This is a genomic window from Nocardia donostiensis, from assembly GCF_002081715.1.
Lineage (GTDB): Bacteria > Actinomycetota > Actinomycetes > Mycobacteriales > Mycobacteriaceae > Nocardia > Nocardia donostiensis.
On sequence record NZ_MUKP01000003.1, the window covers coordinates 126,928 to 139,735 of the forward strand.

Consider the following 12,808-nt stretch of genomic DNA (forward strand, 5'->3'; position numbering starts at 1 on the left):
GTGGGGCATATTTCAACTTCGCAGGGGCCGTTCGCAAAGCCGGGCCCGAAAGGCAGACGATGAACACTGAACTGCGTGACGAACAGGCCGATCTGCTCCATCGGGAGCCGCTGCCGGTCGATCTGCTCATCAACTCCCTCGACCGCTACGCCGACCGCACCGCCGTACATATCGGCGACGAGACGCTGACCTACCGCGACGTACGAGACCAGATCAGCCGTTTCGCGCAGGCGCTGGCCTCGCTCGGTATCGGGGTGGGCAGCACGGCGGCGGTGTTGTCGGCGAACCGGCCCGAGGTGCTGTTCATTCAGGGTGCGAACAATCTCAGCGGTGTCCGTGCGGTATCGCTGCACCCGATGGGCTCGCTCGACGACCACGCCTATGTGCTCACCGACGCCGGGATCGAGACGCTGATCTACGACCCGGCCGGTTACGAGGAGCGCGCCGCGCAGTTGCAAGAAAAAGTGCCCGGGCTGCGTAACCTGCTGGCATTCGGCCCCACCGCAGCGGGAACAGACTTGATCGAACTCGCGGCGTCGTTCGAACCGGCTCCGCTGCGCTCGCCCGACGTCGACCCGGACGACGCCATGAGCGTTGCCTACACCGGCGGCACCACAGGCAAACCCAAAGGTGTGCTGATGAGCTACCGGGGCAGCTCGACGCTGCTGCGCATCCAAATGACCGAATGGGAATGGCCCGAAGAGATCCGGTTCCTGGTGTGCACACCGCTCAGCCACGCCGGTGCCGCGTTCTGGAACCCGACCAGCATGCAGGGCGGGTCCATCACGGTGCTGCCCGGCTTCCACCCGACCAAGGTGCTGGAGGCGATCGAGAAATACAAGATCACCGCCACCATGCTGGTCCCGACCATGCTCTACGCCCTGCTGGACAGCCCTGACCTAGACAAATACGATCTGTCCAGCCTGAAAACGATCTTCTACGGCGCCTCGGCGATCTCCCCGGCCCGGTTGAAGGAAGCGATCGAGAAGTTCGGCCCGATCTTCTTCCAGTTCTACGGCCAGGCCGAGAGCCCGATGACGATTTCGGTACTGCGCAAAGGCGACCACGACCTGAACAAACCCGAACGCCTCGCCAGCTGCGGCCGCCCGGTCCCCTGGTTGAAGGTGGCATTGCTCGACGACAAGGGCAATGAGGTGGAACCCGGTGAGCCGGGCGAGATCTGCGTACGCGGCCCGCTGGTGATGAAGGGCTACCTCAACAAACCGGAACAGACCAGGGACGCGACCGAATTCGGCTGGCTGCACACCGGCGATATCGCCCGCCAGGACGACGAGGGTTTCCTCTACATCGTCGACCGCAAAAAGGACATGATCGTCTCCGGCGGATTCAATGTGTACCCGCGCGAGGTGGAGGACGTGCTGTCGGCGCATCCGGCGGTGAGCGCCGCCGCGGTGATCGGCGTACCGGACGAGAAATGGGGCGAGGCTGTCAAAGCGGTGGTCGTACTGCGCTCCGGGCAGGCCGTGGAACCGGCGGAGTTGCAGGCGCTGGTCAAGGAACGCAAGGGCGCGGTATACACCCCGAAATCGGTGGATTTCGCCGACAGCATTCCGGTGAGCCCGCTCGGCAAGCCGGATAAGAAGGCGTTGCGCGCACAGTACTGGGATGGGACCGGGCGTCAGGTGAACTGAGCGCACGGATCCGCGGCCCCTATGGCTTGCGTTCCAGCCCTGGCGCTCCTAGCTGCGAGGGCTGGAACGCGGGCCGAGCCGTGAACGGGCTCGTAAGACTCGCCCTACAGCACGTGCGGAGCAACCCCGCTGGACAGATGTCGGGTTCGGCGGCGCATCGGCCTGGGAAGCGGGACTTCGGGAGGGTGGGAATTCAGCGGTCGGGTGGCCCGGCGAGGATGGCGGTGACGGTGTCCACCAGTTCCTCCACCACCTCGTCGGACGTGAGCTCGGTGCCGCTGAGGGCGAGGATGTCGTGCAGGCCTTCGGGGTCGCCGAGGGTATGAAAGGTCAGGCTCATCGCCTGGGTGAGTCGGAATTTGATGGTGCGGGCGGGAGCGTCGGGGTCGATTTTCTCCAGCAGGGCGGTGAACCGGCGGGCCTGTGGTGCGAAGCCTTCGGTGAGCCGGGCCAGTGCGGGATGGTTGCTGCTCATGATCCCGGCGACGAAGGTGACCCAGGCGGTGCCGCCGGCTGCGGCGAGTTCGGCCACCGGCCGGACGAACGCTTCGGCGAGCGCGCGCGCATCCGGCCGGGTGGAACGTTCGATGGTGTCGAGCAGCTCGGCGCGGCGGGTATGGATGTGGTCGCCTCGCTGGCTGATCAGTGCTTCGACCAGGGCTTCTTTGGAACCGAAGTGGTAGTGCACCGAAGCGACGTTCGCCCCGGCGGCCGCCATGACCGCGCGCAACGACACCGCGTCGATACCGCGTTCGGCGAACAGGTGCTCGGCCGCAATGATCAACCGCTGATCGGTTGGCAGAGCGATATCGGGGCGGATCGCGTCGTCATGTTGCGCCGTCTCCGGTTCGAGCCGACCCCGTCGTGCCATGGCCGAACTCTATGCCACCGAGCCCGGCGCGCCGTACAGGGTGACCACGCACGCCCCGCCGAGGCCGAGGTTGTGTGCCAAGGCCAGCTGCGCGCCGTCGACCTGCCGCGGCCCGGCTTCACCGCGCAACTGCCAGGTGAGCTCCGCGCACTGTGCCAAACCGGTGGCGCCGAGCGGATGGCCTTTGGAGATGAGCCCGCCGGAGGGGTTCACCACCCAGCGTCCGCCGTAGGTGGTTGCGCCGGATTCGACCAGCGCGCCCGCCTCACCCGTCGCGCACATACCCAGCGCCTCGTAGGTGATGAGTTCGTTGATGGAGAAACAGTCGTGCAGTTCGATCACGTCGATATCGTCGATGCCGACACCGGCCGCGCCGAGCACCTTCTGCGCGGCTGTGCGGGTCATGGGCGCGCCGACCACGTCGATCATCCATTCGGACGCGAACGAGGACGCATCGTCGGTGACCAATTCCTGCGCCAGAATCGGCACCGCGCGCTCGGCGAGCCCGTGTTCCCGCACGAACCACTCACCGACCACGACCGCTGCGCCCGCACCATCGGACATGGGAGAGCACTGCGAGCGGGTCAGCGGGTCGTGCACGGTCCGGTCCGCGAGCACCTGTTCCAGGGTATAGGTGTCCTGGAATTGGGCGTTGGGGTTGCGGGTGGAGTGTTCGTGGTTCTTCACCGCGACGGCGGCCAGCTGCTCACGGGTGGTGCCGTATCGGCGCATGTGTTCGCCTGCGGCTGCGCCGAAGAATTGGGCGGTCATCGGCGCTTGACCGAAACCGGCGCTGGCTTTCAGCGCCGCCATATGCCGGTCGACGGTGGTGACAGCGGGCGTGGTGCCGTTACCTGCCATCGCTTCCTTGGTCATCTGCTCGAAGCCGACGGCGAGCGCTACATCGACCAGCCCGGCCTGCACCCATTCGCGGGCCAGCATGAGCGCGGTCGACCCGGTCGCACAGTTGTTGTTGACGTTGACGATCGGGATACCGGTGAGCCCGATATCGTAGAGCGCGCGCTGCCCGGCGGTGGACGGCTGAAAGACATAGCCCACAGCGGCACGCTGTACATGCTCGTAGCCGATACCGGCGTCGGCGAGAGCAGCTCCGACGGCTTCGGCGACCATATCCGGGTAGGTCCAGTCCCGGCTGGCGATCTTCTCGAATTTCGTCATGCCGACGCCTGCGATATAGACGGGCTGGGTCATCGTGATTTCTCCTCGTTCTGGCCCGGTTTCAAGCCGGGCGTTCGCTGCCGACCACCCACAGCGCATGGAATTGGGAGGCGCCGCCCATGGCGTGCCCGATGGCAGTGGACGCATCCGCGACCTGATGTTCGCCCGCGGTGCCACGCACCTGCATGGCGGCTTCGGCGAAACGCAGCAGCCCGGTGGCGCCGGTCGGGTTCCCGGACAGCACCCCGCCCGAGGGGTTGATCGGCAGGTCACCGTCGAAGGCGGTGCGGCCGGAGTCGACCATCCGCCAGCCTTCGTTCTGCTCGGCCAGCCCGATGTTCTCCAACCACATCGGCTCGTACCAGCTGTAGGGGATATACAGCTCGGCGGTGTCGATATCGCGTGCCGGATCGGTGATACCGGCTTGTCGGTAGGCCTCGGCCGCGCACTGTCGGCCCGCTTCCGGGTTCACCTCGTCGCGTCCGGCGAAATGCCCGGTCTCGGTGCGCCAGGACATGCCGTGAATCCAGGCGGGCGGCCGTCCGGTGCGTTCGGCGTCGTTCTCGCCGGTGATCACCACTGCACAGGAACCATCCGACGACGGGCAGGATTCCAGGTACCGAATCGGATCCCACAGCATCCGCGAATCCCGGACTTCCTCGATGGTGATATCCGGACGTTGAATATGCGCATACGGATTCCGGGTGGCGTTGAGCCGATGGTTGACCGCCACCTGCCAGCCGATGTGTTCGGGCGCTCGGGAACGGCGGATGTATTCACGAATCACCGGCGCGAAATGCGCCCCCGCACCCGCGCCCAGTTGAGCGCTGAACGGTAGACCGCGGGAGAGCGCCCAGGTGAAATCACCTTCGGACTCTTTGGAATACGCGACAACGAGCACCCGTCGCGCCAGCCCGGCCTGCACCAGGTGCGCACCATAGATGGCGGCGTGCCCGCCGACGCTGCCACCGGTGAATACCCGAGTGACGGGCAGCCCACGTGCACCCATCGCATCCGCCAGATACAGCTCGGGGTACATCACCCCGTCGAACAGGTCGGGGGTTTTCGACAGCACGATCGCGTCGATATCCCCGAATTCCAGTTCGGCGTCTGCCATGGCCTCGTCGACCGCTTCGCGCACCATCGCGCCGATGGTCACCGTGCGTTTGCGGGCCTGTTTGCTCTGGCCGATACCGACCACCGCAACTCTCACCGGTCTCCCTCCAATAGGCAGATCAGGTTCTGCTGTAGCGCCGGTCCGCTGGTCGCGTGCGCGAGCGTCCGGTCGGCGCGGCCGGTCAGGATGTGCTGCGCCGCTTCGCCGATGCGAATGAGACCGGTGGCGGTGGCGGGGCGTCCGGTGAGCGGGCCGCCGCCGGGGTTGACTTCGGTGCCCGTCAATTCGAGCGTGTCGACCAGCAGGGGCTCCTGATAGCTGTATTCGGTGTGTAGTTCGGCCACGTCCACGTCGCGTGCGCTGAAGCCCGCGAGCTCGGCGGCGCGGGCCGCAGCGCGGGCGACGGTGTCGAGCCGGGTGAGATCACGGGCACCCGGATAGTGGGTGTCCATCCGGTGATCGGCGCCGCGGATCCAGGCCGGGCGTGTAGTCAGCCTGCGCGCCGCATCACCCGCGGCCAGCACTGCGACCGCGGAGGCGTCACCGATCGGGCCGACATCGTGGGCTCGCAGTGGTGTGGCGATATATGGTGCGGCGAGCAGATCCTGCACCGAAACGTTCCGCGATATCTGCGCCGCCGGGTTGTCGACCGCGGCGGCCAGGCTGCGGGCGACCACTTCTGCCATCCGCTGTTCGTCCAGCGCACCCGAGTCGATCAGCGCCGCGGCCTGCAGTGCGGCCAGCGCGTCTTGGTGGGGGCGCAGCGGAGCGAGGTAGTACGGGTCGAGTTGCGCGGACGTCACCGCGTCGAGGTTCTGCACCAGCGATCCGCGACCGACCCCGTAGACGACCGCGATATCGCCTTCCCCGAGCTGCAGCCATGCCCACGCTTCGTACAAGGCCCACGCCGCGTCCATTTCGACATGTGATTCCGAGATCGGCGGCCAGGCGCCGACCGCGTCGAGGGATTCGATGTAGGCGAAGGTGCGGCCCTCGTAGAAATCGTGGCTGCCGGAGGTGAAGAAATCGACCTCGCTGCGGTCGATTCCCGCGTTGTCGAGCGCTTCGCGCATGACGGGCAGCAGGATTTCGGCCATATCGTGGCGCCGATCGGCGGCAGCACACGGTGATTGGGCAAAAGAAACCAGGGCGACGTCACGCATCGGCCTCTCCTGTCCGGTTCGCGTCGATGGGCCGGTAATAGCGGATGCTGTTCATCGAGGTGCTCAGTTCGTCGTCGTCGCACCACACGGGCTCCACTCTCATCCCGATATGCACTGCGGAAAGGTCGGTTTCGCGAATCAGGTGCATCAACCGGGTGTCGGCGCCGTCGACCTGGATGTAGGCGACCAGGTAGGGCGGGTCGATGACCTGCCCGGGGAACGGGAAGTTCACGACACAGAAGGTGGACACGGTTCCGGTGCCGTCGAGCGGGAACGGTTCCGACAGCTCGGTCAGGCAGCGGGAGCAGAATTCCGGCGACGGTAGATATACCCGGTCGCAGCTGTCACAGCGGCGGGCGAGCAGCCGGCGATGCGCGAGCCCGCGCAGAAAGGTGGACCGCCCGGTGCCCGCGACGTAGGTGTACTCCATCTGGAACGGGTTGGTGAATTCTGCGACCGGTGTCGGCAGGGGCGCGTTCATACCTGCTCCTCCGGTTCGAAGCAGGCAATATCGCGGATACTGCCCACCCGTTCGTCGCGCCAGCGCGGCCGCACCCGGAGCCCGGTGCGCATGCGTGTGATGTCACCACCGGTATCCACGACGTGGAACAGCGCGCCTTCGGTGCCGTCGATCCGGATCAGTGCCCAGGCGAAATGGTCGCTGTCGATGCCATCGCCGGGCCGGGTGGGAACCCAGGTCCAGTGCCGCACGGTGCCGGATGGCTCGAGCGGTACGAGTTCCCGGGTAGCCGTGGCGTCGGCAGGATCGAATTCGAGCACCGGGCACAGCACGGCACCCGTCTCGGTACGCACTCCATACAGCCGACCGTCGCGCAGACCGCCCAGGAAGGTGCCGATCTTTTCTCCGACCGTGCGGTTGAACGGGAATTCGACACTGTAGGGCGCGCTGAGGCTCGCTTCTCGGGTTTCGGCTGTCATATGCCTCCTGCCGACGGTGTGGGCCACGGCACTCGCTGCGCCGTGCACAACGATCCTCTACCTCGTGGCGGACTGTGTCAATCACGTGATTGAATCGAGTGATAGAAACAGCGGCCCGGGGTGTGGGGCGCCTACCGGGATCTCTGGTGTGGTCCTCGCCTCATGTCGTAGGCTCCAGCAATAATAGAACCTGTTCCAGTTCCTCGGGTGAGGAGATTTTCCATGGCCATCGTTCAACCGCTCGCGCCGACCAGTGACGGCAGGCGCAGGCTGGAACTGCGCAACCCGGCGACCCGGGAGCCGGTCGGCGAGATCGAGGTGAGCACGGCCGATGACGTCGCCGCCGCCGTCGCCCGCGCCCGTGCGGCCCAGCCCGCCTGGGCGGCCCGGCCCGTCTCCGAACGCGCCGCCATCGTGCGCCGGGCAGTATCGGTGCTGATCGCGCGCCGCGACGAGATCGTCGCAACAGTCCAGGCCGAAACCGGTAAACCGCGAGCCGAAGCCCTCGCCATCGAGCTGGTCCCGTCCTGCGACTTCCTGAACTATTGGAGCGGCAGGGCCGCCAAGGACCTGACCGATGAACGCCGCCGCCTGCACGGCTATCTACGCCCGCTCAAGAAGCTCGTCATCAACTACCAGCCGCTCGGCGTGGTCGGGGTGATCACCCCGTGGAACGGTCCGTTCGTGCTCTCGCTCAACCCGGTCGCGCAGGCGCTGCTCGCGGGTAACGCGGTGATCCTCAAACCGTCGGAAGTCACCCCGCACGCGGGGGAGTGGGCGGCCAAGGTGCTGCATGAGGCGGGTGTACCTGCCGACGTCCTGCAGGTCGTGCACGGTGACGGCGAAACCGGCGCTGCCCTGGTGAATACCGATATCGACAAGATTTCGTTCACCGGCAGCGTCCCGACCGGCAAGAAGATCGCCGCCGCCTGCGCCGAGCGCCTCATCCCCTGCACCCTCGAATTGGGCGGCAAGGACGCCATGATCGTATGCGCCGACGCCGACTTGGAGCGCGCCGCCCGCGGTGCGGTCTATCTGTCGATGTTCAACAGCGGCCAGGTGTGCGTGGGTGTCGAACGCATCTACGTGGTGGACAGCATCGCCGACGAGTTCATCGAGATGGTGCGCACCCGCGCGGCCGAGGTCACCTACGGGCCGGGCAGCAACACCGATGTCGGCCCCTTGTTCTGGGATCGCCAGCTCGACGTCGTCAGCCGCCATGTCGAGGACGCGAAGGCCAAGGGCGCGACCATCGTGCTCGGCGGTGAACCCGACACCGCGCAGGGGGCGTTCTTCAAGCCGACGATGGTCGTCGACGTCACCCATGAGATGGAGCTGATGCGCGAGGAGACCTTCGGCCCGATCGTGGCGATCATGCGGGTGCGGGACGAGGAAGAAGCGATCCGCCTGGCCAACGACTGCAAGTATGGGCTCAGCGGCAGCGTGTTCACCAAGGACCCGGACAAAGCCATCCGCATCGGTAAACGACTACACACCGGCTCGGTGGTGCACAACGACGCGTCGGTGATCTACGGCGTGCCCGAGGCCCCGTTCGGTGGCCGCAAGGACAGCGGTCTGGGGCAGGTCAACGGCAGGGAGGCGCTGCGCGGCTTCACCCATCCGCAGCCGATCCTGCTCGATCGCTGGCAGCTGAAGAAGGAGAACATCTGGTACCCCTACGAGCAGGCCACGGTGAAGACCCTGGAGCGCACCATCGGGTTCGTGTTCGGTAGTGCGCTCGCCCGGCGACTCATGCGGTGACCGGTCCCGGCGGGTGGTTGATCAGCGGCGCGGGTCGGCCACCCGCTGCACGATCTCGATCTCTTCGGTGACCGCGTCGTCTTCGGTGTTCACGCCGCTTTTCCGGCTCGCAAGAAAACGCTTGCCCATCTCGACCACGATCGGCAGCACCGAGACGGCGACGATCAGCAGGAAGATGGCGTCGATATTGTCGCGGACGAAGGCGATCTGGCCGAGCAGATAACCCAGCAGGGTGACGCCCGAACCCCACGCGATACCGCCGACCACGTTGTAGGTGAGGAAGACCGAGTACCGCATGTTTGCCGCACCTGCTACCACCGGCGCGTATGTGCGCACGATCGGCACGAAACGGGCCAGCACGATGGTGATCGGTCCGTGCTTTTCGAAGAACGCGTGCGACTCGTCGATGTACTTCTTTTTGAACAGCTTCGCGTCGTTGCTCTTGAACAGCTTGGTCCCGCCGCGTGAACCGATGAAATAGCCCACCTGGTCGCCGAGGACTGCCGCGATGGGAATCAGCACCATCAGCAGCCAGATCGGCGCGAACGGCTCGATCTCGGTGGATTTCGATGCCGCGATCAGACCCGCCGTGAACAGCAGTGAGTCACCGGGCAGGAGCGGGAACAGCAGACCCGATTCGATGAAGACGACGACCAGTAGACCGATCAGCATCCAGGTGCCGAACGAATTCAGCAGGTTCACCGGGTCCAGAAAGCCCGGCATCAGTGCGAGATCGGTCGTCACGGATTGGGCGGCGAGGTACGTCGTCATCCCCCAGAAGATACCCCAGCCGGAGATCGGCATTCCCGCTGCCGACCAAACGGCCGATGTACGCAGGTTCGACCGCGGTGCGACGCGGCGTCCCCGCTCCCGGCCGAGGGATTCGTGCCTGTCGGCGCAGCCGGAATTCGGGCAGGCGGTGCTCGAGGTGACCGTCGACCGTGCAGGCGGCGACGAGCTGGTTGCGCCAGTACTCCCTGTGCGGCGACCCGGCCGACACCCGCGGCTATCGGATCGCGATCCGGCGCATCCCGGATGGCGGCGGTGGCTCGATCGAGGTGCACGACGGCCTTCACTCCGACGGGCGACCGTACGTGCCGGACGCCGAGTTGTCGAAGGCGTTGACCGCAGCGAAGAAAGATCCCGACCGGGTGTGGCTGGGCGAGGTGTCGTCGGTGGTGCTGCAACAGGCACTGGCCGACCTGAACACCGCCTACCGGAATTTCTTCGCCTCCCTGTCCGGGAAACGCAAGGGTGCGCGGGTCGGTCCGCCTCGGTTCCGGTCCCGCCGCGACCATCGGCAGGCGATCCGGTTCACCCGCAACGCCCGATTCACGGGCACGGCGGGGCGGGAAGCTGCGGCTGCCGATGATCGGCGATGTGAAGGTGGCGTGGTCGCGGGAGTTGCCGTCCGAGCCGTCGTCGGTGACCGTCATCAAGGACGCGGCGGGCCGCTATTTCGCCTCCTTCGTCGTCCAGGTCGACGACCAGCCGTTACCGCAGGTGGGCTCCGAGGTGGGGATCGATCTGGGGTTGTCGACATTCGCGGTGCTGTCCAACGGCAAGACCGTCGCCTCTCCCCGGTTCCTGCGCCAGGCCGAACGCCGGTTGAAAAAAGCACAGCGGGCGCTGTCCTGCAAACAGAAGAGCTCCAAGAACCGGGTGAAAGCCCGTGTCCGGGTCGCCAAGGCGCACGCCAGGGTGGCCGACACGCGCTGGGACTGGGCGCACAAGCATTCCACGACGATTATTCGCGAGAACCAAGCGGTGTACGTCGAGGACTTGTGCGTGAAGGGTGTGGCGCGCACTCGGTTGGCGAAATCCGTCCACGATGCCGGGTGGGGCCTGTTCACTCGCATGCTGGAGGACAAAGCCCACCGGTACGGGCGGCACTTCTCGAAGGTGGACCGCTGGTTCCCCTCCACCCAGCTGTGCTCGGTGTGCGGGGTGCTGGGTGGGAAGAAACCGTTGCATGTCCGGGAATGGACGTGCACGTGTGGCATCACGCATGACCGCGATGTGAATGCGGCACGGAACATTCTCGCGGCCGGGCGGGTCGAGAGGTTGAACGCCTGCGGAGAGACGGTAAGACCTGCCGTGTATGCGGGAGGCACGTCTTTGTGAAACAGGAACCCACCGCAGAACCGCAAGGTTCAGGAGGAATCCCGGCCGCTCACGACCAGGAGGACGTCAAGGCGGCGACACGTTCGGCCTCGATTCCCCACGGATCCGGGACTCCGACACGGCTGTCGAGATCCCACAGCACACAGTCCTCACCTGGCGCGGCAACGAGCGACCAGGCGACAACGGTCCGGTCGAGCTGCGAACGCATGTCCCCGTGCGCCTCACCGACGCCCTCGGGGTAGTGGTGCAGGAACCTGCCGTAGGCGGCAGCGCAGAATTCCGCGTACATCTCGGTGCACAGAATGAGCCCGTGCCACGCTTCGTCCACCGCGCGGGACGGCATGCCGATCACCTGATCGTCACGCAGAGCGGCACCGCAGCAGCGCAGCCACTGCCGTAAACCGGTCTCGACGAGGTCCCGCGGCTGCCACGGGCAGGTTTTGTAGACAGCCTCGGGCAGGTTCAGAGCCTGAACTGTCCGGCCCACGGTTTCCAGGTCGAGCCCATGGCCGGGCCGACCGCGTCCGTTCGCACGTCGGAACATGATCCACTCCAGAGGGTGCGGTGGCACAGCGTCCGGCCAGGTGCGTCGACCGAAACGCCATGCGCTCCAAGGCCTCCACCAATAGCCTCGCTATATGGAATTGCTTGTCATTCTCGTATTGTTCCTGGTTCCCGGGGTGTTGATCTTCGCAACGGTCGCGATCGCGATAGTTGCACAGAACAGGCCGCCACGCAGTCGGCGCCCGCCCGGCGGCCCGGGAACCACCGGCGGGGCCTGGTCGGCGGGATACACCTGGACCGACGGTGGTAGCGATCCCGGTGGCAGCTCCGGCGGGGGCGGCTGCGGCGGCGGTGGTGGAGGCGGCTGCGGGGGCGGTGGTGGCGGGGGTGGCAGCTGACCTCGCCGGATCGCACGCTGAACCACCACGATTTGACCTCAACATAACTCGAGGGTCAATTCTGGTCGATGTCGCCAGAGATACCGAACCAGAGGAGATTCCCATGCGTGCAGTGCAAGCAACGGCATTCGGCGGGCCGGAGGTGCTCGAAGTGCGCGAGCTGCCGAACCCGGCACCCGGCGCGGACGAGGTGCTGGTCGAGGTGGCCGCCGCGGATGTGATGTTCCTCGACACCAAGCTGCGGTCGGGTTGGGGCATCGACTTCTTCCCGGTGCAGCCACCGTATGTGCCCGGTGGCGCCGTCGCAGGCACAGTCGGAGAGGTCGGCGCGAACGTCGACCCGTCATGGCTCGGCAAACGGGTCATGACGAACACGGCTGCCAGCGGTATCGGCGGCGGAGTGCCCACCGGCGGGTACGCCGAAAAAGCGCTCGCGAAGGCTGAGTCCCTCACCGAGGTGCCGGACACGGTGACCTCGCAACAGGCCGTCGCCCTGGTGCACGACGGGCGCACCTCCCTGGCGGTGTTCGACCGTGCCGCCATCCAGCCAGGCGAATGGGTGCTGATCACTGCCGCGGGCGGGGGACTGGGCACACTGCTCACTCAATACGCCCACCATGCCGGGGCGAAAGTGATCGCCGCGGCACGCGGCGAAAGCAAACTGGAGCTGGCCGCGCGGCTCGGCGCCGACAGCGTGGTCGACTACTCGCAATCCGGCTGGGCGGACCAAGTCTACGCTGCGACAGGGGGTTCCGGCCCGCATGTGGTGCTGGACGGCGCCGGAGGCGCACTGGGCGCCGCCGCTCTCTCCATTACCGCCAACGGAGGCCGGTTCCTCGGGTATGGAACTGCCGCAGGCAGTTTCGCGACGGATATCGATGTCGAGCCGGTGCGGGATGTGCAGGTCATCGGCCTGTTCGACCTGCAGGACGGTGCCACCGACTGGCAGTCGTTCGCCCGGCGTGCCCTCGCCGAGGTTGCTGCGGGGAGATTGGAAACCGTTGTCGGGCAGTCCTACCCGCTCGCCGAGGCAGCTCAGGCGCACGCGGCCATCGAAGCCAGGGCCGCTGTCGGCCGTACCGTCCTGATGGTGTGAACGG

At 66.3% G+C, this 12,808-nt stretch carries 12 protein-coding genes and 1 pseudogene; 5 read left to right on the forward strand and 8 right to left on the reverse strand.

Annotated elements, in window-relative coordinates:
* Positions 1-71 precede the first annotated feature (71 nt).
* Positions 72-1,652: an AMP-binding protein gene (locus B0T44_RS03145; RefSeq protein ID WP_077116645.1), complete on the forward strand. Its 1,581-nt coding sequence runs from the start codon at positions 72-74 to the stop codon at positions 1,650-1,652.
* A gap of 193 nt (positions 1,653-1,845) precedes the next feature.
* Here the strand turns inward: B0T44_RS03145 and B0T44_RS03150 are convergent, their stop codons facing one another.
* Genes B0T44_RS03150 through B0T44_RS03175 form a run of 6 tightly spaced genes read right to left on the reverse strand, consistent with a single transcriptional unit; the run spans position 1,846 to position 6,921 of the window.
* Complete coding sequence (locus B0T44_RS03150; RefSeq protein WP_081511499.1) at positions 1,846-2,523, reverse strand: TetR/AcrR family transcriptional regulator; 678 nt, start codon at positions 2,521-2,523, stop codon at positions 1,846-1,848.
* A gap of 9 nt (positions 2,524-2,532) precedes the next feature.
* Positions 2,533-3,735 (reverse strand): thiolase C-terminal domain-containing protein, encoded by a 1,203-nt coding sequence (locus tag B0T44_RS03155; RefSeq protein WP_077116521.1) that lies wholly within the window; start codon positions 3,733-3,735, stop codon positions 2,533-2,535.
* Positions 3,736-3,763: 28 nt separating this feature from the next.
* Complete coding sequence (locus B0T44_RS03160; protein ID WP_077116522.1) at positions 3,764-4,915, reverse strand: thiolase family protein; 1,152 nt, start codon at positions 4,913-4,915, stop codon at positions 3,764-3,766.
* Positions 4,912-5,982, reverse strand: coding sequence for a thiolase family protein (locus B0T44_RS03165; protein ID WP_077116523.1), 1,071 nt, complete (start codon positions 5,980-5,982; stop codon positions 4,912-4,914). Before B0T44_RS03165 ends, B0T44_RS03160 begins: the two co-directional genes overlap by 4 nt.
* The gene (locus B0T44_RS03170) at positions 5,975-6,463 is read right to left on the reverse strand and encodes a Zn-ribbon domain-containing OB-fold protein (RefSeq protein WP_077116524.1); all 489 of its coding nucleotides are present in this window, start codon (positions 6,461-6,463) and stop codon (positions 5,975-5,977) included. The genes B0T44_RS03165 and B0T44_RS03170 overlap by 8 nt, the downstream gene beginning before the upstream one ends.
* Positions 6,460-6,921: a PhlB family protein gene (locus tag B0T44_RS03175; protein WP_077116525.1), complete on the reverse strand. Its 462-nt coding sequence runs from the start codon at positions 6,919-6,921 to the stop codon at positions 6,460-6,462. Before B0T44_RS03175 ends, B0T44_RS03170 begins: the two co-directional genes overlap by 4 nt.
* Before the next feature lie 222 nt (positions 6,922-7,143).
* Between B0T44_RS03175 and B0T44_RS03180 the strand changes: the two genes are divergently transcribed.
* Positions 7,144-8,682 carry an aldehyde dehydrogenase family protein gene (locus B0T44_RS03180; protein WP_077116526.1) on the forward strand — a complete coding sequence of 513 codons (1,539 nt, stop codon included), beginning with the start codon at positions 7,144-7,146 and terminating at the stop codon, positions 8,680-8,682.
* Between the two features lie 21 nt (positions 8,683-8,703).
* Here B0T44_RS03180 and B0T44_RS03185 read toward each other — a convergent pair whose 3' ends face one another.
* Complete coding sequence (locus B0T44_RS03185) at positions 8,704-9,453, reverse strand: VTT domain-containing protein (RefSeq protein ID WP_077116647.1); 750 nt, start codon at positions 9,451-9,453, stop codon at positions 8,704-8,706.
* A 191-nt stretch (positions 9,454-9,644) separates the two neighbouring features.
* Between B0T44_RS03185 and B0T44_RS27805 the strand changes: the two are divergent.
* Positions 9,645-9,755, forward strand: a pseudogene (locus tag B0T44_RS27805) (PDR/VanB family oxidoreductase); the annotation flags it as partial.
* A gap of 181 nt (positions 9,756-9,936) precedes the next feature.
* A complete protein-coding gene (locus B0T44_RS03190) occupies positions 9,937-10,806 on the forward strand; it encodes an RNA-guided endonuclease InsQ/TnpB family protein (protein WP_245839076.1) in 870 nt (289 codons plus the stop codon).
* 49 nt (positions 10,807-10,855) lie between these two features.
* Here the strand turns inward: B0T44_RS03190 and B0T44_RS03195 are convergent, their stop codons facing one another.
* Positions 10,856-11,350 (reverse strand): UCP032817 domain-containing protein, encoded by a 495-nt coding sequence (locus B0T44_RS03195; RefSeq protein WP_077116648.1) that lies wholly within the window; start codon positions 11,348-11,350, stop codon positions 10,856-10,858.
* A 461-nt stretch (positions 11,351-11,811) separates the two neighbouring features.
* Here B0T44_RS03195 and B0T44_RS03205 point away from each other — a divergent pair, with 461 nt between their 5' ends.
* The gene (locus B0T44_RS03205) at positions 11,812-12,804 is read left to right on the forward strand and encodes a zinc-binding dehydrogenase (RefSeq protein WP_077116528.1); all 993 of its coding nucleotides are present in this window, start codon (positions 11,812-11,814) and stop codon (positions 12,802-12,804) included.
* Positions 12,805-12,808 lie beyond the last annotated feature (4 nt).

Coding starts and splice junctions, on each gene's coding strand:
- B0T44_RS03175 (WP_077116525.1), bottom strand. CDS start 6,921: ATGACAGCCGAAACCCGAGAAGCGAGCCTCAGCGCGCCCTACAGTGTC.
- B0T44_RS03195 (WP_077116648.1), bottom strand. CDS start 11,350: ATGTTCCGACGTGCGAACGGACGCGGTCGGCCCGGCCATGGGCTCGAC.
- B0T44_RS03150 (WP_081511499.1), bottom strand. CDS start 2,523: ATGGCACGACGGGGTCGGCTCGAACCGGAGACGGCGCAACATGACGAC.
- B0T44_RS03180 (WP_077116526.1), top strand. CDS start 7,144: ATGGCCATCGTTCAACCGCTCGCGCCGACCAGTGACGGCAGGCGCAGG.
- B0T44_RS03155 (WP_077116521.1), bottom strand. CDS start 3,735: ATGACCCAGCCCGTCTATATCGCAGGCGTCGGCATGACGAAATTCGAG.
- B0T44_RS03170 (WP_077116524.1), bottom strand. CDS start 6,463: ATGAACGCGCCCCTGCCGACACCGGTCGCAGAATTCACCAACCCGTTC.
- B0T44_RS03205 (WP_077116528.1), top strand. CDS start 11,812: ATGCGTGCAGTGCAAGCAACGGCATTCGGCGGGCCGGAGGTGCTCGAA.
- B0T44_RS03185 (WP_077116647.1), bottom strand. CDS start 9,453: ATGACGACGTACCTCGCCGCCCAATCCGTGACGACCGATCTCGCACTG.
- B0T44_RS03165 (WP_077116523.1), bottom strand. CDS start 5,982: ATGCGTGACGTCGCCCTGGTTTCTTTTGCCCAATCACCGTGTGCTGCC.